This is a genomic window from uncultured Veillonella sp. (genome assembly GCF_900545205.1).
GTDB lineage: Bacteria > Bacillota > Negativicutes > Veillonellales > Veillonellaceae > Veillonella.
Map to the genome: position 1 here is coordinate 1 of NZ_UQYC01000020.1, position 25,876 is coordinate 25,876.

General features: G+C 39.1%; 27 protein-coding genes. 24 read left to right on the forward strand and 3 right to left on the reverse strand.

Features of this window, described 5'->3' with window-relative positions:
* Positions 1 to 150: 150 nt before the first annotated feature.
* Both QZR70_RS03280 and QZR70_RS03285 read left to right on the forward strand, forming a co-directional pair.
* Entirely contained in the window at positions 151 to 726 is a 576-nt protein-coding gene (locus tag QZR70_RS03280; protein ID WP_295793097.1) for a TonB-dependent receptor, read from the forward strand.
* A 182-nt stretch (positions 727 to 908) separates the two neighbouring features.
* Positions 909 to 1,445 carry a flavin reductase gene (locus tag QZR70_RS03285; protein ID WP_295793099.1) on the forward strand — a complete coding sequence of 179 codons (537 nt, stop codon included), beginning with the start codon at positions 909 to 911 and terminating at the stop codon, positions 1,443 to 1,445.
* 165 nt (positions 1,446 to 1,610) lie between these two features.
* Here QZR70_RS03285 and QZR70_RS03290 read toward each other — a convergent pair whose 3' ends face one another.
* Positions 1,611 to 2,960: a hypothetical protein gene (locus QZR70_RS03290; RefSeq protein ID WP_295793102.1), complete on the reverse strand. Its 1,350-nt coding sequence runs from the start codon at positions 2,958 to 2,960 to the stop codon at positions 1,611 to 1,613.
* Positions 2,961 to 3,133: 173 nt separating this feature from the next.
* Here QZR70_RS03290 and QZR70_RS03295 point away from each other — a divergent pair, with 173 nt between their 5' ends.
* The 8 genes from QZR70_RS03295 to QZR70_RS03330 all read left to right on the forward strand — a co-directional run bounded on the left by QZR70_RS03295 (position 3,134) and on the right by QZR70_RS03330 (position 9,085).
* Positions 3,134 to 3,670 (forward strand): flavin reductase family protein, encoded by a 537-nt coding sequence (locus QZR70_RS03295; protein WP_295793104.1) that lies wholly within the window; start codon positions 3,134 to 3,136, stop codon positions 3,668 to 3,670.
* 464 nt (positions 3,671 to 4,134) lie between these two features.
* Positions 4,135 to 4,578: a hypothetical protein gene (locus QZR70_RS03300; RefSeq protein WP_039968845.1), complete on the forward strand. Its 444-nt coding sequence runs from the start codon at positions 4,135 to 4,137 to the stop codon at positions 4,576 to 4,578.
* Complete coding sequence (locus tag QZR70_RS03305) at positions 4,575 to 5,177, forward strand: DNA-3-methyladenine glycosylase I (RefSeq protein ID WP_295793129.1); 603 nt, start codon at positions 4,575 to 4,577, stop codon at positions 5,175 to 5,177. Before QZR70_RS03300 ends, QZR70_RS03305 begins: the two co-directional genes overlap by 4 nt.
* Positions 5,178 to 5,568: 391 nt before the next feature.
* The gene (locus QZR70_RS03310) at positions 5,569 to 6,285 is read left to right on the forward strand and encodes a DUF554 domain-containing protein (protein ID WP_295206178.1); all 717 of its coding nucleotides are present in this window, start codon (positions 5,569 to 5,571) and stop codon (positions 6,283 to 6,285) included.
* A 391-nt stretch (positions 6,286 to 6,676) separates the two neighbouring features.
* Complete coding sequence (locus QZR70_RS03315) at positions 6,677 to 6,961, forward strand: type II toxin-antitoxin system RelE/ParE family toxin (RefSeq protein ID WP_295793107.1); 285 nt, start codon at positions 6,677 to 6,679, stop codon at positions 6,959 to 6,961.
* A 16-nt stretch (positions 6,962 to 6,977) separates the two neighbouring features.
* On the forward strand, positions 6,978 to 7,298 hold the full coding sequence (locus QZR70_RS03320; RefSeq protein WP_295793108.1) for a HigA family addiction module antitoxin: 321 nt from the start codon (positions 6,978 to 6,980) through the stop codon (positions 7,296 to 7,298).
* Between the two features lie 84 nt (positions 7,299 to 7,382).
* Positions 7,383 to 7,736: a Spx/MgsR family RNA polymerase-binding regulatory protein gene (locus tag QZR70_RS03325; RefSeq protein ID WP_005384960.1), complete on the forward strand. Its 354-nt coding sequence runs from the start codon at positions 7,383 to 7,385 to the stop codon at positions 7,734 to 7,736.
* A gap of 575 nt (positions 7,737 to 8,311) precedes the next feature.
* Positions 8,312 to 9,085: a hypothetical protein gene (locus QZR70_RS03330; RefSeq protein ID WP_295793112.1), complete on the forward strand. Its 774-nt coding sequence runs from the start codon at positions 8,312 to 8,314 to the stop codon at positions 9,083 to 9,085.
* A 69-nt stretch (positions 9,086 to 9,154) separates the two neighbouring features.
* Here the strand turns inward: QZR70_RS03330 and pgtP are convergent, their stop codons facing one another.
* Positions 9,155 to 10,483, reverse strand: a complete 1,329-nt coding sequence (pgtP, locus tag QZR70_RS03335) for a phosphoglycerate transporter protein PgtP (protein ID WP_363661700.1) — start codon at positions 10,481 to 10,483, stop codon at positions 9,155 to 9,157.
* A 180-nt stretch (positions 10,484 to 10,663) separates the two neighbouring features.
* On the opposite strand from pgtP, the gene QZR70_RS03340 reads away from it, so the two are divergent.
* Positions 10,664 to 10,795, forward strand: coding sequence for a hypothetical protein (locus QZR70_RS03340; RefSeq protein ID WP_005384964.1), 132 nt, complete (start codon positions 10,664 to 10,666; stop codon positions 10,793 to 10,795).
* A 164-nt stretch (positions 10,796 to 10,959) separates the two neighbouring features.
* Here the strand turns inward: QZR70_RS03340 and QZR70_RS03345 are convergent, their stop codons facing one another.
* Positions 10,960 to 11,550, reverse strand: coding sequence for a nitroreductase (locus tag QZR70_RS03345; protein ID WP_295220400.1), 591 nt, complete (start codon positions 11,548 to 11,550; stop codon positions 10,960 to 10,962).
* A 247-nt stretch (positions 11,551 to 11,797) separates the two neighbouring features.
* On the opposite strand from QZR70_RS03345, the gene QZR70_RS03350 reads away from it, so the two are divergent.
* The 13 genes from QZR70_RS03350 to QZR70_RS03410 all read left to right on the forward strand — a co-directional run bounded on the left by QZR70_RS03350 (position 11,798) and on the right by QZR70_RS03410 (position 25,805).
* Positions 11,798 to 12,226, forward strand: a complete 429-nt coding sequence (locus QZR70_RS03350) for a hypothetical protein (protein WP_295220399.1) — start codon at positions 11,798 to 11,800, stop codon at positions 12,224 to 12,226.
* A 218-nt stretch (positions 12,227 to 12,444) separates the two neighbouring features.
* Positions 12,445 to 12,963: a MarR family winged helix-turn-helix transcriptional regulator gene (locus QZR70_RS03355; protein WP_295230882.1), complete on the forward strand. Its 519-nt coding sequence runs from the start codon at positions 12,445 to 12,447 to the stop codon at positions 12,961 to 12,963.
* A gap of 160 nt (positions 12,964 to 13,123) precedes the next feature.
* Entirely contained in the window at positions 13,124 to 13,522 is a 399-nt protein-coding gene (locus QZR70_RS03360) for a hypothetical protein (protein WP_105089942.1), read from the forward strand.
* Between the two features lie 88 nt (positions 13,523 to 13,610).
* Positions 13,611 to 14,381: a carboxymuconolactone decarboxylase family protein gene (locus QZR70_RS03365; protein WP_295230884.1), complete on the forward strand. Its 771-nt coding sequence runs from the start codon at positions 13,611 to 13,613 to the stop codon at positions 14,379 to 14,381.
* A gap of 9 nt (positions 14,382 to 14,390) precedes the next feature.
* Positions 14,391 to 15,023 (forward strand): site-2 protease family protein, encoded by a 633-nt coding sequence (locus QZR70_RS03370; RefSeq protein ID WP_295230887.1) that lies wholly within the window; start codon positions 14,391 to 14,393, stop codon positions 15,021 to 15,023.
* A gap of 245 nt (positions 15,024 to 15,268) precedes the next feature.
* The gene (locus tag QZR70_RS03375; protein ID WP_024047871.1) at positions 15,269 to 15,502 is read left to right on the forward strand and encodes a (2Fe-2S)-binding protein; all 234 of its coding nucleotides are present in this window, start codon (positions 15,269 to 15,271) and stop codon (positions 15,500 to 15,502) included.
* 233 nt (positions 15,503 to 15,735) lie between these two features.
* Positions 15,736 to 16,884 (forward strand): glycoside hydrolase family 3 protein, encoded by a 1,149-nt coding sequence (locus QZR70_RS03380; protein WP_295793117.1) that lies wholly within the window; start codon positions 15,736 to 15,738, stop codon positions 16,882 to 16,884.
* A gap of 387 nt (positions 16,885 to 17,271) precedes the next feature.
* Positions 17,272 to 18,423 (forward strand): lactaldehyde reductase, encoded by a 1,152-nt coding sequence (gene fucO / locus QZR70_RS03385; protein WP_295793119.1) that lies wholly within the window; start codon positions 17,272 to 17,274, stop codon positions 18,421 to 18,423.
* 455 nt (positions 18,424 to 18,878) lie between these two features.
* Entirely contained in the window at positions 18,879 to 20,429 is a 1,551-nt protein-coding gene (locus tag QZR70_RS03390; protein WP_295793121.1) for a ClC family H(+)/Cl(-) exchange transporter, read from the forward strand.
* 40 nt (positions 20,430 to 20,469) lie between these two features.
* A complete protein-coding gene (locus QZR70_RS03395; RefSeq protein ID WP_295793123.1) occupies positions 20,470 to 21,264 on the forward strand; it encodes a sulfite exporter TauE/SafE family protein in 795 nt (264 codons plus the stop codon).
* Positions 21,265 to 21,769: 505 nt separating this feature from the next.
* Entirely contained in the window at positions 21,770 to 24,592 is a 2,823-nt protein-coding gene (locus QZR70_RS03400; protein ID WP_295793124.1) for an FAD-binding and (Fe-S)-binding domain-containing protein, read from the forward strand.
* A gap of 191 nt (positions 24,593 to 24,783) precedes the next feature.
* Positions 24,784 to 25,389 carry a tetratricopeptide repeat protein gene (locus QZR70_RS03405; protein ID WP_295793127.1) on the forward strand — a complete coding sequence of 202 codons (606 nt, stop codon included), beginning with the start codon at positions 24,784 to 24,786 and terminating at the stop codon, positions 25,387 to 25,389.
* A 2-nt stretch (positions 25,390 to 25,391) separates the two neighbouring features.
* Positions 25,392 to 25,805, forward strand: coding sequence for a hypothetical protein (locus tag QZR70_RS03410; protein WP_024064856.1), 414 nt, complete (start codon positions 25,392 to 25,394; stop codon positions 25,803 to 25,805).
* The last annotated feature ends 71 nt before the right edge of the window (positions 25,806 to 25,876 follow it).

Here is a 25,876-nt window from a genome sequence, read left to right on the forward strand (position 1 = left end):
TGGAGAGAAGATGGAACCTATAAAGAGAAACTAGAAAGTGGACCTATATTTATTCCTTGGTATATGGAGTGGGTTAAGCTATTGAATCAATAGTGTGTAATATAGTGAATGTAGTTTGAGCTAATTATAAGAAATTTTAGGAGAGAGACTATGAAAACAAAATATATGGTTATGGGGCTTGTTATAGGCCTACAATTGGTAAGTGGTTATAGTTATGAAGCTGATGCGAGTTGGCTGAGTAAAACTTGGGACCGTCTAGAAACGAATGCCGCGAAACAATCTTATGATTGGCCCAAAGCTGAGCAATATACGCATTATGCGGGTGGACAAATTGTAGGAGCTACCTTACCAGAGGAGGATATGATGATCCTTGGTGTTTCATTAGGTAATACCTTTGATAGTGTAAAAGCTAGTCTAGGACAGCCTACTAAAGAAACTAGTAGAGGACTTACCTATGGTGGGGTTACATTTGGAAACTTTAAAATGGATGGTGTGGGTCCTATTGTTACCTATATGATGATCGAGAATCGTGATGCCACAACACATAGAGGCATTGCCGTAGGCGACTCCATGCGAAAGGTCCTTAATGTATATGGCAGACCCGATTTAGTAGATACTAACAATCGATGGTTTTATGGGAAATACCGCTATCGAACTGATATGATGCATGGAATACAATTTGAACAAAAAGGCGATAAAGTCAGCAAGATTTTAATTTATAAATGATTATATTCTTACCATATCTATGAAAAAAGCCGAGCTTTTAATTCATAGAATTAGCCCGGCTTTTATTAGTTTATTCGTATATTTGTATAATATAATTCTTATTGTATCGTATATTAATGCATCATATAATGGGATTGGGATAGTTAGACGAGGTTGGGAAATAAGATAAACCGGAGGTCATTATGAAAGCATTTGAATCAAAAGATTATAAAGCGTTTTCTATGTTTGAGGATCGTTGGGCTCTTGTTACAGCTGGTACGCCTGAGGCTTTTAATACTTGTACGGTTAGTTGGGGCAGTATGGGCAATGTATGGGGACCTAATGGTGGTGATATGTCCACGGTGACGGTATATATCCATCCGGCTCGTTACACTCAAGAGTTTATGGCTAAATACGATACCTTTACCGTTAGTTTCTTCCCTGAAAGCTATCGCAAGGCGCTTGGTTATTTGGGTTCTCATTCGGGCCGCGATGAAGATAAGGTGGCTAATTCTGGTTTAACACCAGTGGTAGCAGGCGATGGGGTAACTTTCAAAGAAGCAGATTTAACATTTGTATGTAAAAAACTGTATGAACATCAATTTGATGAAGCTCACTTAGCGGATAACGTAAAGGAATATTATGCAGCAAATCCATCTATGTATACCCAAGTTGGCAAAGATTGCTGGGAACCACATTATATGTACATCGGTAAAGTAGTTGAGGCTATAGAGGCTTAGCCTTAAATAAGTTTTATATAAGGCCGATTTATATTTTATCTATATGTGTAGATAGACTTATGTCTAAAAAGAAATAGAGAAAGAAAAACAGCCAGTATTGCGATTTGCAGTACTGGCTGTTTGGTTTACACGTCTGATAATATTAGGTTGATTTTGAACGATGTTTTAATGGGGATGGATTTCCTCTGTATCTGGGAATAAAACATGCTCTTTTAGTTTAAAGCTAGGATTATTGGTAGACTCAAAAAACTCAATCATATTTCGTAATTTTTGGACTTCTTCAGCATGTAAAAAACTTGGGTAAAAGATGATATAGGTAAAGCTATAGGTCCCATCATAGGATTGAAAGGTTAGGATGTGATCATCCTTATGAGGTGTATAGATGTGTGTGGATAATCCAGGAATATTATTATTCCATATAACGGAATAATTAATATAATCTGATGTTGGCTGGGAATAGTATATATTCCAGAACGTATCTAAATTAATTTTAAAATTGTAATGACCGTTTACAACAAGATCACGCGCATATGGGTTTTTAGGAATATTATTAGTAGAAACAAAGAATGTTATGTTCCCCTTTTTGTAGTATCTAATATCTTGATATTCGGTGCCCTTTTCCTCACCTATGTATATAGCGTCTTTTGGTACGCGGTATTGTACACCGTTTAAGTTTTCTATGCGTGAATATTGATTTAATTCATTTAGGTTTTGCACAGAGGGAAGCACATAGTTAGCCAATAATTTATCTGTAGGAACCTTGTTCAGAACGGGGTTGTTGTCATAATAGACAAACCCTGCATGATATAAGGGATGACGCATATTATAGCCCTTAAATTTAAAATTGATCGTGTCGATGGTAAGTGTTGCTTTCTTACCGTTTTCAACGTGAGGCATCTTCATGCTATCCCAAGTGCTGTAGGTAACAGTAGGATATGAAAATACAGTGCCCTTTATATCAGAAATGTGTTTTGCTGGATTACGTTTTGCCATGTCCTGAAAGAAATCACGAACATTCTTGTCGGTTAGTTTTTCATAAGCTATTTTTGTGTTACGCCAGTCATAGTCTTTGTAATCAGCATAGTCAATTTCTAAATTGAGACTCCCATTATTGGTTAATACTCGATAGTCCTCAATGGTTCGACTCGGATTATTGTAACGTCCTATATCATAATCACTTTTTATGCCCGCTACAGGGAATGAAAGCCGAATTTGGTTGTAATTGTCGTGAATGGAGATGACTGTATTATGGTAATGTTGACTGCGATATATAGAGGCAGCTTTAGCATACTCAATTTCTTTTTTACTAATACCGTTATCCTTGTCGGTTGCTTTTAATGTTTCTACATAGTTTGCTACATCCTTTTCAATGTCAGGATTTGTGGCTTGGTAGTTTACGTAGGCATCCTTTGAAATCTTTGAGTCTGCACCAGGAATATTAACATCAATGGCTCCTATTGGTGTTAATATAGTGCTCATCATGAAGGCACCCGCTAATAGTAGTAGTTTTGTCATGGTAGTATCTCCCGTTTATACTCTCATATCTATTGATACTGTCATAATCCATTGGTTATGTTATTAAGTATAATTATATAACATAATACTTATTGTAGTGTATATTAGTGCATTATATAATGGGGTTAGGATAGTTAGACGAGGTTGGGAAATAAGATAAACCGGAGGTTATTATGAAACCATTTGAATCAAAAGATTATAAAGCATTTACTATGTTTGAAAAACGTTGGGCTCTTGTTACAGCTGGTACACCTGAGGATTTTAATACTTGTACTGTTAGTTGGGGCAGCATGGGCAACATGTGGGGTCTAGTTGGTAATGATCTTTCCACAGTGACTGTGTACATCCATCCAGCTCGTTATACCCAAGAATTCATGGCGAAATATGATACGTTTACCGTTAGTTTCTTGCCTGAAAGCCAACGTAAGGCTCTTGGTTATTTAGGATCTCATTCTGGCCGCGATGAAGATAAGGTGGCTAATTCGGGTTTAACACCAGTTGCAGTAGATAATGGTGTCATGTTTGAAGAAGCAGAGTTAACTTTTGTATGCAAAAAGCTCTACGAACATCAATTCGATGAAGTGCATTTGGCAGATAAAATAAAAGAGTATTATGCATCCAATCCTCCTGAATATACAAAAGCTGGCAGTGATCGCTGGGAACCACACTATATGTACATCGGTGAAATAGTTGAGGCTATAGAGAAATAGAGAATCTATGTAATATACAAATAAGGCAGTCCATCAGGACTGCCTTATTTGCATTATTATTTTATTAAAAGGAGAAAGTGAGACGGTATTTACTACCTGTATTTATAATAACATAGGGTATGAGTATAAAATGCCACATGGTGTTAATGCAAATTCTTAGTTGTTTGAGGAAGGTTTTATGCTGTAATTTACACTAGATTTTATGGTGTATTTTACACTATATTTTTTGGTAATTTATCAAAATAAGTCATAAAATTGATGAAAAATCAGTATATATGAGCCGATAGTGAGGAATAGCTTATATAGTGGGTTCTTTCATTGAGAACTACTATAAATTGTATATTTTGATAAAATTTTATGAATTTTAACCCCACAAAAAGTGCAAAATCTGATATAATAATAGTATCAAAAATAACTACGCGAATGCGTAGTTTTCTTATTTTGTGTTTGGCGTAGGTAGTCCCATGAGTGTAGTGAAGCCCTTATTATGGCTATTAGAACCGTATATCGTATATAAAGCCTATTTGTGGGCGCTCCGTTTTATAGCTCATCCATTGACGTGGGAAGGCGAGATAGATTTATTCTCTTTGACCTTAACGGTGCTGCTTATCCTTGATGCGGTGGCGTTGCCCTTGGTGATTTTGTATTGCCCAGGACTCAATCCTAGAAAGCGTATGCCCGACTGGATTGTCCGATTAGGTACACCTATTTATATAGTCCATAATTGGCTTGATGGCAAGGTGGGCGGCGGTACGTCTACACCGATTGTATGGCTCCGCAGAGCCTTACATTCACTATTGCTATTTATCTATTATCTTGTGCCGTTTTATGTGGGCGGTCATCTCGTGATGGGCCTCGTGGTAGCGCTTATGTATGATGTCCTCGTCTGGGCACATGGAGGTGTATAGTGGCTACTTGTGAATGGCCGACGACGCCTTTGTATCAGGCGTATCACGATCATGAGTGGGGCCGTCCTATTCATGATGATCGATTGCAGTTTGAACATCTCTGTCTTGAAAGCCTCCAATGTGGTCTCAGTTGGCTCACGATTTTGAATAAACGAGACATCATTCGAGGCTGTTTTGATCACTTTGATATTGATGCGGTTGCTGCTTATAGTGAAAGCGACATAGAACGGATTATGGAGACAGAGGGCATGCTTAAGTCTCGCCCTAAAATTGAGGCTATCATCAATAATGCTTCTGCTTTTAAACGTATTCAAGATGAATTTGGTTCGTTTTGCAACTATATCTGGGCTTTCATAGATAATAAAACTATTATTTATGAAAGCCACCCCGATGGGCATGTGCCAGCAAAGAATGGTCTGTCTACGCGGATTAGTAAGGATCTAAAGAAGCGAGGGTTTAAGTTTGTAGGCCCTGTTACTGTTTATTCCCATCTGCAAGCTAGTGGCCTTATCAACGATCACGGTAAGGACTGTCCTTGTTTTGACGAGATTAATAAGACCGCAGATATTGCTCGATTGCCTGCAGACGCTGAGGATTAATACAGGTTGTAACGTATTTGTATAATCGTTAGTTAACAATAGTTTTTATACATGATTGATGTTACAAAATTGAACTTGTGTTAAACCGCACTTTAAGGTGTACACTATAGTCGATGGAAAGATAGCGTTCCATCATATGTCGGCCCGCTTTATACAAACACATATATTCTCTCTCTCCAAAGCGGGTCTCTCATATACTTCTCTCTCAAAGCTATAAACACAACATAAAGCCCCTATCCTTCACGGGATAGGGGCTTTTTGCTATATGTTTTTATCTAGGGCCATATGGCATAGATTGATTGTATGCTATAATAGATTGATTTAATTCGATGTAGTTGATATACTGATGATGAAATAAGCTATTACTTTCACAATTTAGAAAGGGAAATATATGATTGGTTTGGGCACGGCCATTAATATTGGCCTCATCATAGCTGGCAGCTTGTGCGGTCTCGCATTTGGTCGGTTTATGAAAGAAAATTTGAAACAGACGCTCATGATGGTGAGCGGCATTATTGTTCTCCTCCTCGGGATGAGCGGTGCCATGCAGTATATGCTAGTCATCGTGAACGGCACGCTGCAAACGACGGGGCCTATGCTGATGATTATTAGCATGGTGACTGGCGCCATCATTGGTGAGCTCATTGACCTTAACCGTTGGATTACTGTATTTGGTGACTGGGTGAAAGCAAAAACTGGTAATACTGGTGATCCGCAGTTTACACACGCTTTTATTACGGCATCCCTTACGTTTACAGTGGGAGCCATGGGTGTACTAGGTTCTATTCAAGACGGCTTAACTGGTAATTATCAAACGCTCTTGTTGAAAGGTATCCTTGACGGCATCATCGTTATGGTTATGGTATCGTCTATGGGGAAGGGTGCGTTGTTCTCCTTTATTCCTGTGGGGATTACTCAATGGATCATTACCGCTATGGCACACATCGCAGCACCGTTAATGACACCGAGTGCCATCGATAACCTATCCTACGTGGGCTCTATTCTGATCTTTTGCGTTGGTATTGACCTCATCTGGCCTGGTAAAATCCGCATTGCGAACCTATTGCCAGCCATCTTTGTAGCTATGGGGCTTACATTCTTGCTGTAATGTAAATCGTATTATGAATACTAATAAAAATAATATATAGATTTTATAAGAGACCTATATTCTCTAACTGCTTTGCATGGATTTACATGTGAAACAGTAGGGCGTATAGGTCTTTTTTGTTGTAAAACCAGGTTATGAGTATAGTGTGCTATTGTTTTGAGTTCCTGTAAGCTCTTTTTATATCTTTGGTTATAAACTTGTATTACAATCAGTTACGTTACGAAATAGGTGACCAATAGAGTCAGAAGAACAGTAGGATTTGAGTGCTGTTTTAGAGAAATCTTTTACCGAAATCATTTATAGAATAAAGTTATTCCACAATATACCTGAAATACAGGTATATATTATTGAGTTATACCTGTAAAACAGGTATAATCAAAGGAGAGGTTCTATGATTATCGGATTTAAAGATAAGGAAACAGAAAAGGTTTACCATCAGAGTTTTTCTAAACGCTTTTCACCGTTTATACAAAGATTAGCTCTTCGTAAGCTAATATTATTAGATAATGCTGAATCGATACAGGATTTAAGGTGGCCATCTGGTAACCGATTAGAGTTATTGCAAGGCAATCGCTTTGGCCAGTATAGTTTACGGATTAATAGCCAGTATAGATTATGTTTTAAAGTGAAAGATATTAATAGTTTTTATGATGTAGAAATTATAGATTATCATTAATAGAGAGGGAATATATATGGACAAGTTTATTCCAACACCTACCATCAGTGAAATATTGAAAGAAGAGTTTATGGAGCCATTAGGACTATCTGCATATCGATTAGCTAAAGATATACATGTGCCTGTTTCGCGTATTCAGGAAATCTTGAATGGGACACGAGCTATTTCAGCAGACACCTCTCTACGTTTAGCTAAATACTTTGGTGTTTCTGAAGGATATTTCTTGCGGTTGCAGATGGATGTTGATTTACGTACCGCAAAGCATAGTGCAGGGATGGAGGAAGTATTAAGCTCTATTGATCATTGTAATTCATTAGAACCTGTGGACTGTCAATAAGATATTGATAATTTTCGATATATTTGATACACTTAACTTATAAATATATCGTTATAACATTATGTATTACTATAAGGAGACGCTATGTTATTCGTTGAATATCCTAAATGCACAACATGCAAAAAAGCAAAGAAATTCTTAGATGATCATAATATTAAATACACAGATCGTGACATTAAGTCTGAAAACCCTACAGCTGAAGAAATCGCTGCATGGTATCCACAATCTGGTAAAGACTTGAAAGCATTCTTCAATACATCTGGTATGATTTATCGTGAACAACAATTGAAGGATAAATTACCAAACCTTAGCGAAGAAGAAAAACTCGCTTTATTGGCATCCAATGGCATGCTTGTAAAACGTCCTATCTTGGTTCTTGAAGACAAAGTACTCGTTGGCTTTAAAGAAGCAGAATGGATCGAGGCGTTGAAGCTCTAATTTCATATTAGTTAACCGAAAGAACAGGTCCCTAAAAGCCTCCATAGCGAGCTAAGTCGTTTTTAGGGACCTGTTCTTTCTACGTCTAATAAAGAAATAAGAGCTTTCAACTAAAGCTCTTAAGGGAATGTCATTTTTAGAGATAGGTGCTTTTCTTTTTATATGAAATTAGGATCTTCAACTTAGGCCTATTGGAAGGCCTCCATAGCGAGCTAAGTCTTTTTAGGGGCCTGTTCTTTCTACGTTTAATAAAGAAATGAGAGCCATCAATTAGATCCTTTTAAACGGCATCAAAAACGAGGTAAGTCATTTTTATAAATTTATTCTTTTGGTACTACATAAAGAAATTATAGTTCTTTATCATTTATCGAAAAAAATGATTTGTATATAATTCGTATGTTTTGTATAATGTTTACATCGTAGATATACCCCTATGGGTACACAGATTTAAAAATACTTTAGGTTCATAGGGTTTTGAATTAATTTAGGTATAGAGAGTTCTGAATTAATACTGTGTTGTTTTTGTTTTATTTCCGGAGTAAGTAAGGCCGGTTCTAGTGTATAGAGAGGTCCATATGAAGTTTTTACAGTCTTTATCAGCGCAGGTGTCGCTATTTACGCAAGGTGCTATTTTAGCATTAGGCGTTGTATTTATTCTTTTGGATGCGATTACAGAGTCATTCAATCCCGTTATAGATTTAGCATGGGTAACGGTTCTAGTTTGTGGTTTACCACTACTTATTAACAGTGTTCAAAGTATTTGGGAGCATTTAGAGATCCATGCTAATTTCCTCATTGTAGTGGCCATGGTGGCGCTCATTTCCATTGGCGATTATCATACGGCGGCCTATGTGGGGCTCATCGTACAGGCTGGTTTCTTCTTGGAGCAGCTTATTACGGGTGAGTCACATTACACTGTAGATAATGATATGCTTCCTATGATGCCATCTCAACTGGTGGCATTGCGTCAAGGTATCAACAACTACTCATCGGTTATTGTTGTGGCCGTGTTGTTATTGTCTATGGGTTCCTTTGCATTGACACAGGATTTCATACATACTGTAACCTTGTTATTGGTGCTATGCCCATGTTCTTTGGAACTTATTTTAGTAGCGCTCATGATGGGATCTCTTGTGGATGACGCATCTCCTGTATCGGAGCTTTCAAAAGGAATAAAGCAGTCTCATTTAGGTCTACTCATCGTGTCCATTGTGTTCCACGTTGCCATCATCGGTGCTGGTGTATTTGGTCTCATTGATCCTGTTACGGCCGTTGCATTGCACGGTTTGGCACGACTTGGTCTCGTGTATAATTTGAAAGTTCTTAATAGTTCTTTATGTATTGCATAATATAAAAACTCCCCTAGTAACCATGTGTTACTAGGGGAGTTTTATGTTCATACAACAGTTAGTTGTAGATTATTCTTTTGCTTGGGATTTATCACCAAGTGTGAGAAGTAGGAATACGATAGCGAGGATACATGCACCAACGAGGGCCACGAAGCCGCCATCCCAACCATAGAGGTCAACCATGAGACCCATGAAGGCACCAGCACCAGCGGAACCGATGAGGTAACCAAGAAGACCTGTAAGACCAGTAGCACCACCTGTTGCTACACGTGGAACCATGTCTGCTGCTTGTAGGCCAATCATCATAACTGGACCGTAGATGAGGAAGCCGATAGCGATAAGTGCTAGGTTATCGATAAGGATATTGCCTGCTGGGTTGAACCAGTAAACAAGGATTGCCAAGATAACGAATAGCATGAAGCAGATAGTAGCTGGAGCACGGCGGCCGCGGAATACACGGTCACTCAAGTAGCCGCTTACGAGCATGCCTGGAATACCAGCCCATTCGTATAAGAAGTAAGCCCAACGGGAACCTTCTTTTGTAAAGCCTTTTACAGCTGTTAAATAAGTAGGAGCCCAGCTTACTACACCGTAACGGATGAAGTACACAAAGATATTCGCAATTGCAAGATACCATAAGTATTTGTTATGCAAAATATATTTGTAGAAGATTTCTTTGAAAGTAGTTTTGTTTTCATCATTTACTTCAGCTGCCACTGGTTCGTGTTTGTATTCTTCGATAGGTGGTAAGCCACAGGATTGAGGTGTGTCTTTCAACAAGAAGAATGTAACTACAGCTAACACGATAGAAATAAGAGCAGGGAAGAAGAAAATACTATGCCATGTACCAAATAGATAGATACCTAACGTAGCAAGAGGTGCGATGATACCGCCACCAAGATTGTGGGATACGTTCCACCAGGACCACCAAGCACCACGTTCAGAACGGGAGAACCAAGTTACCATGTTTTTCGCATATGGAGGGTAGCCCATACCTTGGAACCAACCGTTTAATAAGGCAAGAACACACATGATAGGAATACTGCTCATAACACCTGGTAAGGTGCCGAATAATAACATAACTAAAGCACTGAGCAATAGACCTACTGTGGAGAAGTATTTTGGGTTAGAGCGGTCAGACGCATTACCCATGACAAACTTACTTACACCGTACGCTACGGATAAGAGGGTCATGACAATACCAAGATCCGCTTTAGTGTAGCCGTACTCAGCAATCATGTACGGAACAGCCAAACTAAAGTTTTGGCGGATCAAATAGAATGTAGCATAACCAATAAAAGTACCTGCAAAGACTTCTTTGCGAAGACGTTTGTAGGTGGAATCGATTTGCCCCTCTGGTAATCGTTCGATATGAGGAGCTGGAGAGAAGATCGACATCATCACACATCCTTTCTACAACATGTCATTGTAATCATACCATGTATGACTAAAAGTCGACTATATTTTATTTTTAATTATGATAAATTGCTATTTTAGTGCACCATTATGGGGATAGCGCATAGGTTGTAGAACATTAAAATATCTTCTATATAAAAATCCATTTGATTATCAAGATATATGAACGATGCGCCAGCCCTTAAGAAATCTGATGTAGGCATCGCCATGGGCGGTGTAGGCAGTGATATTGCTGTAGAAGCAGCAGATATCGTTCTTGTAAAAGCCGCTCGTAAACGCGTATTTGAAGAGTAATTAAAATTCATCCACTGATCTGATTGCTAAGATGTCATGAGCTAAAACGTAATATAATCAATAAAATAGCGCTATCAATTCTGATAACAACTCTGTATGAGTAGTGGAATTGATAGCGCTTTTATTTTGCTTTATTGTGTATATGCGAAGCTCTTGATGTTACATTAATCTACATATGTCACTTTGTAGCCTTTTGGCTCGATTTCACGGCGGTTAAGGCCGTTTGGTAAGTCTGGATAGCCGATAGCCAAGCTAGCGTAGACTTTTTCGTCTTCTCCAAGGCCTAGCTCACGCATTTTAGCTTGGATGCGTTCGTTGTCTTGAAGATGGCGGATTTGGTTAACCCAGCAGCTGCCAAGGTCGAGCTCGTTGCAAGCAAGCATCATGTTTTGCATTGCACATGACACGTCAGCAAAGTTGTTGGCATAACTTGGTTTGCTAGCCAATACGATAAGTACAGGCGCGCCATAGTTAAATACAAACTTGCCTTCTGCGGACATTTTGATGATATTCACCATGTAAGGTAATGTATTTTCTGTAATCGGCATTTTGCCGTATTCCTCTTGAACGAGTGTTACTAACTCTTTGAGTACATCTTGGTTCGTAATGACCATGAAATGTGTCAATTGTGTATTACCGCCAGATGGAGCACGGCGGCCAGCATCGAGGACTTGATCGATAAGTTCTCGAGATAATTGACCCGCTTTAAACTTACGCGTACTATGGCGAGTTTTAATACATTCTAAGGTATTCATGAGGACCTCCTAAGACAAATGGGATTTGGTATAGAATTTCTTTTATTATACTACAAGAAAAAACTAGAAGAGGCCACATTTTACTAACTAGCTAATTAAACCAAGTATATTGACAAAAATAGATATAGAGTTTACAATATTAATTGTATAAAATTATATTTTTAGCTTTTGGTTTTATTGAGTATTCATATGTGAGCAGCTACTTAAAGTTTTAAATCTATATAGCTTATTATAGAAGGAGAATATTATGAATTTACATGGTATTGCAAAGGGGAAATCCTTTGAAAAAACTATTGAGATGTTAAAGAACGCAGAAATTAACGGTGCTAATCAATATTTCACCATGTATTTTTTAGCTAAAGAGCTTGGTTATGATGCAATTGCTGATGCAATCTATAAAAATGCTGCAGAAGATGCAGCACATGGCGGAATTTATAGCCATTTATTAGGCGATGGTCCTGCTACAAAGGAAGACTTCATTAAGATGGTCATTAATTTCTACAAGGCTGAAGCGTCTGCAGATACGATCCTTACGAAATTAGCTGATGAAGTTCGCAATTCTAATGAAGAGGGTGCTCATAAAATTGCTGAATTAATTGAACATTCTATTCCAGAAGAATTAGATCATGCTAAACGTCTTGAAGAAGCGATGTCCGCATGTGGTATTGAATTCTAATATAAAAAAATTTTATTAATAGGTTCACAGTTTTATGGTGTGATTTCTGCCCATAAATTCTATAGATGCACTCATTTTCTTAATAAAAAAGAAAAAATATATTAATTAATTGACAAATTTAAAAATTTGTGGACAAAGTAGATTTTTTACGTTGACTGCTTGCTGTAGAATTGTGTACAATTAATTTGTAGATTATTGTGTGCATATGGAGGTAGAATATGGCAGAAATTGGCGTACTGGAAGGTTACAAACATAAAGAAGATGTACCTGATGCAGAGTACATGAAATTAGACAACCAATTGAGCTTCCCACTTTATGTAGTGGCGAAGGAAATTGTTAATGCATATCGCAGTCACTTAGATCCGTTAAATTTGACATATACTCAATACATCGTAATGATGGCATTGTGGCAATATGGTGATTTGTCCGTTAAAGAACTAGGTCAAGTATTGCGCCTTGATTCTGGTACATTAACACCACTTTTAAAGAAATTAGAAGCTAAAGCATTCTTAAAGCGTAAGCGTAGTCGTCAAGATGAACGTGTCGTTATGGTAACCCTTACTGATACTGGTAAAGCATTACGTGACGAAGCTGTTCATGTACCGCGCCGCTTGTCTGAATCTGCAGGTCCGATTTTCGACGTAGAAGAAACGCGTCAATTGCGCATGTTGCTTAACAAATTGTTAGACGCAATCGATAACGCTAATGCTAGAACAGCAGAGAAGCTTAAGCGCTAATGTAGTGTACTTTAGTAAGATCTCATATGCATACATTCTGTAATTTAATATATCTAATATTTTCATAAAATGTGATATACTATACATATAACGTATTGTACTGAGGTCATGTGAGATATGACCTGTTCGTGAGATGCCGTTCAGGCAAAAGGAGAGCATTATGAATAAAAATTTATTAGGCGCATTTGTATTAGCCGGTACATTATTAGTTGGTGGTGTTGCTAACGCAGCAAACTGGAATGGTTTAGCTAACTATCCAGAGGTTCCAAACAGTGCAAATGGTTCTGAAACATACTTCTTTGATAAAGCATCCCAATTCAGTGGTATTGATAGTAGCCGTAACTATGTATTCGGCATTAATGTAGTGAATATGCATAACAACCAATATGGTGAAGCTACATTGTTTAAATACATTGTTCACCCAAGCTTGCATACTGTATATCGTTTCTCTCCAGATGGTCAAGCGTACCAAATCACTCCTGGTTCTAATGAATACAACATGTTCTTGGCTGCTTGGAAAGAAGTATACGGCACTGATTTCTCTTTCCCAGCTTTATAATTTGATGGCGCAAGCCGTAATAATTACATAACTATTGCTGGTGAAAGCTCCTTTGGGCTTTCACCAGTGTTGTTTATGGAGGTTTCCTATGTCTAAATCTGAATTTGCTCAAGCCTATACGGAGCGCATGTTCCCTGATATTGCAGCCCCTGCAGGTTATATCGACCCTGAGTTTGAAGTATTGTTTGATAATTTTGCCTTTGACGAAGTTATTACCGAAGAGGGTCGCAATGTGCCTGCCAAGGATCGTTTCTTGGCTATCCTTGCTACATTAGTGGGTGTATCTGCCGTCGATGAATATGCGTTGATGCTACCAGCAGCACTTAACTTTGGCTTGATTCCCGATGAAGTAATAGAGCTCCTTTATCAAGCTGTGCCATATCTTGGCATCGGTCGTGTGCGTCCATTCTTTAAGGTCACAAATAAGATTTTTGACTATCGTGGGGAAACTGTTGTAGATCCATCTCGCAGCACAATCACTAGTGAGTCTCGCCTTGAAAAGGGCGTTGAAAAGCAAGTTGAAATCTTTGGTGAGTCTATCCGTAATTCTTACCAAGAAGGCCCTGAAGAGACACGTCATATCAAGAAATGGCTTGCTAATATGTTCGGTGACTACTACACTCGTAAAGGTTTAAGTGTGGCTCATCGCGAAATGATTACCTTCTGTTTCTTAGCGGCTCAAGGTGGCTGTGAACCTCAGCTGAAGGCTCACGTAGAAGGCAACTTGAACGTAGGCAACAGCAAACAATATTTGATTAACATCGCCTCCCAATGCGTGCCGTATATCGGCTACCCTCGTACATTGAATGCTCTTCGTTGCATTCAAGAAGGCTTTACTGCATGGGAAGCTAAACAATAAAGGAGTTTTATGTTATTTTCTGGTATTAGTTTAACGATGATTTTGGCGTCCATACCAGCGCTTATCATCGCAGCTGCAGGACATGAATTTGCTCATGCTAAGGTAGCTGATATGCTCGGCGATTCTACGCCACGCTCTATGGGGCGATTGACATTGAATCCCGTGGCACATCTCGATCTAATTGGCTCTATAGCCTTCCTTATCGGTGGCTTTGGATGGGCTAAGCCCGTAATGATTGATCCATCTAATTTCCGCGATCCTCGTACAGATTCAACTTTAGTATCTATTGCGGGGCCGGCATCTAATGTGTTGATGGCCTTTTTAGGCTACTTAGCTCTTCGTTTTCTTGAAAGCTATGGCTTGTTGACGAATGAATCATTAGAATTAATACTGACACTGATTGTTGTATATAATATTAACTTTGCCATTCTTAATATGATGCCAATACCACCATTGGATGGCAGTCGTATTATTACAAGCTTATTACCTGGTAATTGGCAATTTACATTAGAACGTTTAAGCTTTGTAAGCTTGATTTTGCTGATCTTGGTACTTAATACACCAATTGCTAGTAAGATTTTCATTCCATTACAACAAACTATTTTGCAATTGTTTGAGCGTATCGTAAACGTTATTTTGTAAGCGTTATATGGTAAGGACTTTAGTTCATCTTCCTCACTATATTAAAAAGTATCGATATAATTCGATAAGTATGATATACTAAGTATAGAAATCGTAAATTTTCGATATATTGGTGTTTCAGGTATCGCTAGACACGATTGATATAGCAGTTTTATCTACTATTTTGATATGTCTATGGATACATCAAATTGAAACTTTCAATTAATACAGATATAGATATTCAAGTGAATAGAAGAGGAATACATATGGATTTTGAAGAAAACCAAGTGCCAGAGGCGATTCTGGACAAGCTTACAAAGGTGTGTACATGCCGTAGCATTACACGTAAAACGATTAAGGAAGCCATTTTGAATGGTGCTCATACATTTCCTGAGGTAAAAGAAGCAACACGTGCCGGCACAGGTGCTTGCGGTGGTAAAGGCTGTGGCCCTCGCATCGTAAAGCTCTTAGCAGAAATGAAAGAGCAAGGTAAAATTTAAAACTAAGCAAAATTTAAAACTAAGTAAAATTTAAGATTAAGCAACAGTTAAGCGTAAGTTTGACCTTAACTTATATAAAGACTATTATTTCGAACCAATACGGTATATATTCGTAGGTTTTGGGTAATAGTCTTTTTTGCGCTATCGATTCACGAGATGTATTGGCGTTTTGGGGTTGTCTTTATTATTTGATATACTATACATAATACTTTTTAGAGATTTTGGAGGTATATATGTTTCGACGTATCGTAGCGGCTACGATGATTGGCGCATTGGCGCTTACAACGGGCTGCGGTTTACATAATCCATTTACTTCTAAAGCAGAGCCTGTAACCTATGAATCTGTGGCACAGAGCGAGCTTTCACCAGAGGAAAAGGTGGATAAATTAGTAGCTAATATGTCTGATGCAGACAAGGTGGGCCAATTGTTGATGATTGGCATCCATGGCAAGACCTTGAACGATGATGCGAAGTTTATGCTCAATGAGTACCGCGTGGGCGGCATCATCTTGTTTGACCGCAATATGGAGTCCAAGGATCAAGTGAAATCGCTCATTACAGATATTAATAAAACTGGTAAAAGTGCCGGTTTAACACCATTGTTCATCGGCATCGACCAAGAGGGGGGCGCGGTGGCGCGCATGGAGGATCAGCTCATCAAGGTTCCTCCTGCAGAAGAATTAGGTAAGGAGCCTATTGAACAAGCGGTATCCTTGGCCAAACAGTCTGGCACGGAACTTAAAGACTTGGGATTCAACATTAATTTTGCTCCTGTAGCGGACTTGGGATTAACCTATGGCCGTTCCTTTAGTACGAACCCTGATGAGGTCGTACGCTATGCCAGTGCAGTAGGCAAGGCCTATGATGAAGCGGGCTTGTGGTATTCTTACAAACACTTCCCAGGTATTGGTAAAACGGATGTCGATTTACATGCTGATACCAGTGTTGTGCCAGTGTCTAAAGAGACATTGTTGAATGAAGATACAAAGGTATTTGTAGACCTCATTAAGCAGTCTAAACCGAATACATATGCAATTATGGTGTCTCATGCGATGTATCCTCAAATCGATCCAGACCATCCATCTAGTCTATCTAAAGCTATCATTACAGACTGGTTGCGCAAGGATATGGGCTATAACGGCGTTGTCGTAACGGATGATATGGATATGGGCGCTCTTGCAAAACACTACACCTTTGGCGATATGGCGGTTCAATCTATCTTGGCTGGCAGCGATATCTTGCTCGTATGCCACGAGTACGAACACATGCAAGAGGCGTACAATGGCCTTATGAAAGCTGTAAAAGACGGCCAAATCTCCAAAGAACGACTCGATGAATCTGTGAAACGAATCTTGCTTATGAAGATAACTAAAATTTCTTAGACTATTTGTTTTTGTTGGCAGGAATTAATTAATCATATAACGAATATAGAAAGTGGAAGTACTATTCATTGAAATCGCATCTGAGTTGACACTCAAGGGAGAACTTTGTTATAGTTATTACACAGAGAAACTGTGCGAAGCTTACGGGCAACGTACAACGCTCGTCGACTCAAGGGTCGGCGAGCTTTTTTGTTTGTAGGAGGGACTTATGTCTAAGCCGTTTAAGTCTTTAGATTCCCTATTACGCTTGATGAGAAAACGAAATATTACAATGATTATATAGTGTATACATAACACAGCTTCAAGGATTTTAATAAACCGATAGAGAATTACTTAGTATAGTTATTCTCTATCGGTTTATTTTTTATTCGTTAGGAGTGATTGTATATGGCTCGGAGAATTATGTTGAACGGCACGTCCTATTTTGGACAAGGGGCGATTCAGGAGATTGTGAACGAAATTAAGAATCGCCATTTTAAAAAGGTCCTCGTTACGTCTACACCTGATCTATTTGAGTTTAAGGTGGCTACAAAGGTAACAGACCTACTTGATGCGGCAGGCATTGCTTACGATGTATATGATAATATCAAGCCAAATCCAACCATTGAAAACGTAACATCTGGTGTGGCTGCTTGTAAGGCGGCAGGTGCTGAAGCTATCGTTGCTGTAGGCGGTGGCAGTGCTATTGATACAAGTAAAGCTATTGCTACGATTATTACAAATCCTGAGTTCAGTGATGTGCGTAGCCTTGAAGGTTTGGCACCTACAAAACATCCATGCTTGCCGATTATAGCTGTGTCTACCACATCTGGTACGGCTGCAGAGGTTACGATTAACTACGTTATTACAGACGTTGAAAAGAATCGTAAATTCGTATGTGTTGACCCTCATGACATCCCAATCGTAGCCATCGTGGATCCTGATATGTCCGCATCGATGCCAACTGGTCTTTGCGCATCTACCGGTATGGATGCCCTCGTTCATGCCGTAGAAGGTTACATTACTAAAGGTGCATGGGAACTTACGGATATGCTTCATTTGAAAGCCATTGAAATCATTGGTCGTTCCTTACGTAGCGCCGTAGCTGGTGACTTCGCAGGTCGTGAAGCTATGTCCCTTGGTCAATATATTGCAGGTATGGGCTTCTCCAACGTAGGCCTTGGTATTGTTCACTCCATGGCACATCCATTGAGTGCTGTATACGATATCCCACATGGTAAAGCGTGTGCCATGCTGTTAACAGCAGTATTGAAATTCAACGCCCCTGCAACAGGTGAAAAATATCGTGAAATTGCTCGCGTTATGGGCGTTCCTGATGTAGACGGCATGGATCAAGAAACATATCGTCAAGCTGCTATCGATGTGATCCAAAAACTAGCTGATGATGTAGGCATTCCTAAATCCCTTAGCGAAGCTGGCGTGAAACGGGAAGATATTCCATTCCTCGCTGAATCTGCTTTCAACGATGCATGTACACCTGGTAACCCAAGAGATGCATCTATGGAAGAAATCATCGGTATCTATGAATCCATATTCTAAGGAATTTTAGAATTTGATAGCATATAGTGTTTCATGATGTATAGGATTTAATACTATACTATGGTATCAATATTTAGACTAGTCTAAATATTTTGCTAGTCTAAATAATCTAATAGTCTAAATGATGCCTAGCTCTATCCCTAAGAACTTTACATCTTTAGAATCTTTACATATTTCAGATGCCTCCGAATATGTAAAGAAAATACATTTACACACTTGCTTAACAAAACTAGCCATCTCGTTCTAGAGGTGGCTAGCTTTGCGTTTGAAGTCCTATGGAATGTCTTATGACTCGAAATTTTAATTTCGCATTTAGTGAGATAGCTGTTTGATACGTAATCCTTTCTTGAAAATGGTGGTTTACATAAGTATACTAAGGATATGAATACATAGTTCGGTTGTATATATGTTATTAGATAATAAATCAGATTTGGTCAGTGCTAAGGAGGAATGTTATGAAGCTATGGAAATTTAATAAGCGAAGTTCTACCTTAGCAGATATGTCCATGAATCGTATGTTGTTGACGGAGCTCATTGCGAAGGGCGCTCTTGTGGGCGTGATTGCAGGCTTTTGTGGTGCTACATATCGCTATTTGATCCTTGAATCTGAGCATATTCGCTGGCATTTGATGGATGGCATTACCCTAGAATGGGCCATAGGATGGCTTGTGATGATGGTCATCTTTGCTTTTATCGTAGATCGATTGCTCGCGTGGGCTCCATTATCTGGTGGTTCTGGTATTCCTCAAATCGAAGGGGAAATGCTAGGCCTCTTTGATATGAAGCCGTATCGGACGCTAGCTTCCAAGATGATTGGTGGCGTGTTGACTGGTTTTGCCGGCTTCTCTGTAGGTCGTGAAGGTCCAGCCGTACAAATTGGTGGCTCTGCCGGCAAGATTGTGTCCTATTGGATGAATTCAGGGCTGCGTGAGCAGCGCATCTTGACCTCTGCTGGGGCAGGGGCAGGCTTAACGGCTGCATTTAGTGCACCCGTATCGGGGGCTATGTTCGTCTTTGAAGAGGTCCATAAAAGCTTCTATCCGTACCTCGTTGTGCCTACTTTCGTGGCTACCTTAATTTCTAACTATATTACGGTTAGTATCTTCGGCCTCGAACCGGCCCTTGGATTTTCGGTGACCTCCGGTGTACCTCTTGAGTACTTCCCAGTCCTTCTTATGGTTGGCGTTATCATGGGTCTCTGTGGGGTGTTCTTCTGTCGCATGATCTTTGCATTTAAGAAGTTCTTTGAATGGCTTAAATGCTCTCGGTTCTTGAAATTAGCCCTTACCTTTGTGACTGTGGCCGTCATCGGCTTTGATTCTCAGCTCCTCTTAGGTGGTGGCAATGATTTAGTTGGTCATCTTGCTTTTCAATCTCATGGTGTCCTGCTTCTAGGGGGCATCGTATTAGGCAAGATTTTGCTTACCACCTTCTGCTATGGCAGTGGTGCGCAAGGCGGTATATTCTTGCCCATGCTCGTTATAGGGGCTTCAGCAGGGGCCTTTTGTGAAAGCTTACTTTCATCTGTGGGCATTATTTCTCCTGATTTTGTACCACAATTTGTTATTTGCGCTATGGGCGGTATGTTAGCAGCGGCTATGCGGACTCCAATTTTGGCGATTTTGCTCGTTCTTGAAATGACGAATAGTTTCTCCAATATTTACGCCATCGGCATTGTTACACTGGTGGCCTACCTTGTGGCAGAACTATTAAAAGAACCACCTATTTACGATTCCTTATTACAAGCTATGAGTGGTCAAAACAATTTAGAATCTGTACAAACCTTCTTCCAAACGAAGGTACCTGTAGTAGCGAATTATACAGATGTACAATTACAAGACTTGGCCTTGCCAGATGGGACACTTATCGTAAGTATTCGTCGCAATGGAACATACATTGTGCCGTTAGGGGATGTAAAACTTGAACCAGGTGACGAACTACAAGTCTCTTGTGAACGAGGACGATTAAAAGCAGCGAAAGAATTTTTCCAATCGAATCAGATATAGCAAAGAGCTTTTTCCAATCTAAGTAAAGGGAGGCCTTATTATGTTGGATAATATTATAGTATTTTATATATTCTTTACCATAGTTGGCTTTTTAGCCGCTATGCTAGGCACTATCATCGGTGCCGGAGGGGGCCTTGTATTTGTGCCTCTCTTTATTTATTGGTTCCCTGAGTGGTCTCCGTCTATGATTGTAGGGACATCGCTATTTTCTGTTATGTGTAATGCCATTTCTGGGTCCATTGCCTATATTAAACAGAAAAAGGTACTCATTAGCGCGGCTATTGTATTTAGTTTAGCGACTTTACCAGGTGCTATCTTAGGTGCTCAAATGTCTGGTTGGTTCTCTGGTAAAGGCTTTATGTTTGCCTTTGGGTGCTTTATGCTCTGTGCTTCTGGTTTGATTGGGTTTAAGAATTTCCGCAAAGGGGAGCGGAAGGAAGAAAGCCTTACCCTTGATCAGCTAACCTATAGCAAGCCTATCGGTATTAGTATTAGCTTCTTTGTAGGATTTATCTCCAGTATCTTTGGTATCGGTGGTGGTCTCATCCATGTGCCTGCCTTGATTTATCTCATGGGCTTCCCAACCCATATGGCTACAGCTACGAGCCAATCTATCCTTGCTGTATCTACAACGATAGGTGTTGTAACACATTTAATGGAAAATCATATTGTATTTAGTATTGCTATTCCTACAAGTATTGGTGCCGTTTTTGGTGCCCAAGCAGGGGCGCGCATCGCTAAACGTTTGAAAGCAAAATCTATCCTTGCCCTCATGAGTGTAGCCGTCTTTGCATTGGCAGTACGCCTTATTCTTAAATCTGGTATTATTGGATAATAGAAGCCTTCTAGTGGTTGCTCGAAAGAGTTATATCACTAGAGGGCTTTTTATATGTAAAGGAACTATTATTAAGAGGATAGTACTATTAAAAGAAGAATCTAAAAAGGTATGAGTAAAAGTCATAGTTAAATATAAATGAGAACAAGAAAACTGAAATAAATAAATTATACCGAATTTATGCATAATTTTTGCAAACTATTTCCTATAGAATTATATGCAGTGTAACTCATGTTTTACGGGATGTTTAGCACTCATTTATTATGGCGTTATGAATATGCTTAGTAAATAAAATAGTTTTAATATAACATATGAAAAGATGAGTACATGATAATGCTATTGAGATGCACTTTCAACTAAAGAAATAAAAACACAGTGCATATCGAGAATTGTTAGGAGACATATAATTTATGCATAATTATAGTAGTGAGAATGAGAACGGCGTATACTAAATATAAGACATTATTAAGATATATTCCTTAAGAGAGGATAGGAGGAAATATAAGTGAGTACGCTTACTAGAGATTATGAACGTTTTGCCAAGGAGGCAAAAGAGATTTGTAAAGATCGTGTGTATACCGATCATTTACGTCGTTATGCATATGGCGTTGACGCGTCCTGTTACAGCTATTTACCAAAGGTTGTTGTAAAGGCTGAAGATGAACGGGAAGTACGACGCCTTATTCGTTTGTGCCAACAATGTGGTACACCATTTACATTCCGTGCGGCTGGTTCTTCTTTGTCTGGTCAATGTTCCAGTGAAGACGTGCTCATCGTATGTAATGATGGCTTCAAAAAAATGGAAGTTATCGACGATGGCAAGGCTTTAAAATGCGAATGTGGTGTTATCGGTTCTGATGCAAACGATTTGTTGAAACCATACAACCGCAAAATCGGTCCAGATCCAGCTACTCTTGCAACAGCATTAGTAGGCGGTATTTTGAACAATAACTCCTCTGGTATGTGCTGTGGTACGGCTCAAAACTCCTATAAAACAATCCGTTCCATCCGCGTTGTATTGCTAGACGGTACTGTTCTTGATACATCCGATAAAAAATCTATTGAACAATTCCTTCGTGAAAAACCTCAAATGGTAGAAGAAATCTTGCAATTGCGCAAAGAAATCTTGGCCGATGAAGAATTGACTCATTTGATTCATCACAAATACAAAATTAAAAATACTACAGGATATGGCTTGAACTCTCTTGTTGATTTCGAAGACATCATCGATATCATCAATCACTTGTTCATCGGTTCTGAAGGTACATTGGGCTTTGTATCTGAAATCGTATACAACACTGTTGAAGACGTACCTCATAAAGGTTGCGGTCTCATGTTCTTCAAAACATTGAACGATGCATCCTTGGCGGTTGTAGCCTTGGCTAATATGGGCCGCGATAAGGTTGTAGCTGCAGAAATGATGGACTATCAATCCTTGAAAGCCGTTCAAACTCTTGAAAATGTACCAGACTTCGTTCGTGAAGTGCCAGAAGGTACAAGCGCTATCTTGTTCCAAACTGAAAGCTACTCCAAAGAAACTGTAGATGAAAATTTAGCTTTTATTAAAGATAAATTGAAAGATATCCCAACAGCTATCCCAAGTCTTTACTCTCAAGATCCTAAGGAATACGATTCTTGGTGGGCTATCCGTAAAGGTATCTTGCCAATCGTTGGTGGTCAACGTAGAAAAGGTACTACTGTTATCACAGAAGACGTTTGCTTCCAAATCGAAGACTTCACTAAAGGCATCGAAATGCTTACTGAATTATTCCACAAATACGATTTCGTAGACGGTGGCGTAATCTTCGGTCATGCTTTGTCTGGTAACGTTCACTTTAACATTACACCTGACTTCAGCGACCCTAAAGATACTAAGAACTTCGGCGACTTGGTAAAAGAAATGTCTGAACGTGTATCTGGTTTCGGTGGTTCTTTGAAAGCTGAACATGGTACAGGCCGCATGGTAGCACCATTCGTTGAAATGGAATGGGGTAAAAAAGCGTACGAAATCAACCGTCGCATCAAAGCCATCTTTGACCCTGAACGCATCTTGAACCCTGATGTTATGATTACTGATGACCCAGATGTGTACAAGAAAAACCTTAAAGCTCAATGTGTTATCGATGATGCTTTCACAATCTGTATGGAATGCGGTTTCTGTGAAAAACATTGTCCAAGCCGTAACTTAACATTGACTCCACGTCAACGTATCGCATTGTTGCGCGAAACTAAACGTCTTGAAAACGAAGGTAACTTCACATTGGCGTCTGAACTTAGAAAAGGTTACGAATACTTCGGTGTAGATACTTGTGCCGCTTGCTCTATGTGTAAAGGTCTTTGCCCACTCAGCATCGATACTGCTCAAATCGCATTGTCTATGCGCCGCATCGATCCACCTGCACCAGAATTGGCTAAGAAAATCTACGATAACTTCTCCACAACACTTCAAATGTGTCGTGCTGGTGTAAGTCTTGAAGGTATTGCTGGTTCTATCATTACACAAAAAGCGATTTCTAAGATTACTGAAGGCTTACATGGCGTAACAGGTGTTACACCATATGTTCCTAAAACAACTCCTAAAGCTAATCGCTACAAATTGAAAAACCGCATCAAACCAACTAACTTTGAAAAGGTTGTATACTTCAGTACTTGTGCAAACCGCGCATTCAAACCAAACCAAGGTTATGACGATGATCGCAGCTTGCAACAAGTTGTAGAAAGTCTCTGCAACAAGGCTCATATCGATATTATCTATCCAAAACATATCGAAAACCTCTGCTGTGGCTTGAGCTTTGAAAACTACGATGACGTTCATGAACGTGCTGTAAAAGACTTGCACGATGCATTGATGAAAGCATCTCAAAATGGTAAATATCCAATCGTGATCGACCATAGTGCATGCTTCAACCATGCTTTCAAACACATGCCAGACTTAGAAATCAACGATATTTCTGAATTCTTGTGCAAATACGTAGTACCTCATCTCGACATTGAAAAATGTGATGAACGCGTTATCGTACACAAACAATGTAAGATTAAATCTTTGAACAAATCTCAATATATTGAAGACTTGGCGCGCCTCTGCACAGACCATGTATTCAATATCAAGTCTTTCGCATGCGATGGCTTTGCTGGTCAAAAAGGTTTCTTCACACCAGAACTTAACAAATCTGCTACAAAAGACCTTGCCGGTGAAATTGCTGAATACGGTGCAACACTAGGCGTAAGCTCCAGTTCCACATGTGAAATTGGCCTTGGTGAAAACGGTGGCATTCCATTCGTAGGCGTTGCATTCCTATTAGACCGTTGCTCTAAAGCAAAAAAATAAGATTTATAACATTACCTACCATATAACGAAAAAGGACGAGTTGCGGCTCGTCCTTTTTTGTATATAGTTTTGGTATAATTGTAATGGTATTAAATAAATTATAAATTACTACTACATATCGTAATTACATTAAATAAAGAATATATACGACATAATGTGATTGTATTATATAGATAATATAGAGGTATTGTATGAAATATATTCTATTATGTATTTGTTTGCTTAGCTTATTGGGTTGTGGTACAGAGACTAAGATTCAGCAAGATTCTAAACCTACAACAGCTAACGAACAAGCTAAAACAGTTCAAGGTCAAGATTCTCATGTAATGGCAGCCAAACAGGCTTTATCCTCTGGTGATTATGCTAAAGCTATTGAAGAAGCAAACACTGCTATTAAGGCTGATGTAAACAACGGAGAAGCTTATTCCATCCGTGGCTTCGCTACGGCGTTAAATGGTGATACAGCTAAGGGCTTAACAGATACTAAAAAATCATATGACCTAGATCCTAATAATGTAGCGAACTACTACAACATGGCTATGGTGTACAAATTACAAGGCCAATTAAATGAGTCTAAACAATGGTTTGAAAAGGTATTAGAAAAGGACCCTAGTAACACCTGGTCTGTGTATGGCATTGCTACTATTTATGCAGACCAAGGGGATGATACGAAGGCCCTTGATTGGCTTGAAAAAGCAATTAACATTGATCCATCTGTGAAAGCTGTGGCCGCTGAACAAGACCATTTTGAACGCTTTCACAATAATGCGCGATTTAAAACATTAGTAGGATTATAGGCATGGATGTGAAACAGATGATTCGCCTTATTATAAAGGCGATAGGATTTATATATTGGTTTGTTTTTCTATACCTTGGTGGTTTAATGGTCGTAGACTGGTCAGGGTTTATGTCCCAACATAATATAGAAACACCTCTATTCCTTACATACTTAGTATTTGTAGGATGTTTTGTAACACCGTATATTATGCTGTACTGGAAGAAGCTAAATCCTAATGTGAAAGTTCCATTTTTAGTGCGCCATCTCTCCGAATTTATGGCGCGATTAGAAGATTGCCATAGCATATGGTTTGATGTGCTATATGTACTAAAATTATTGCTCTATTTCGTAACAATTCTGTGGATGCTTTGTATCATATTACTTACCTTAGCAGTTATTGCGTGGACAGTAGTTCTAATTTTACTGAGCAATTGATGATGTACATTTACATTTACATTGTTTTCTCTACTAATGCTTCTTGTAAAAGTTGAGAAAAATTAATTCCT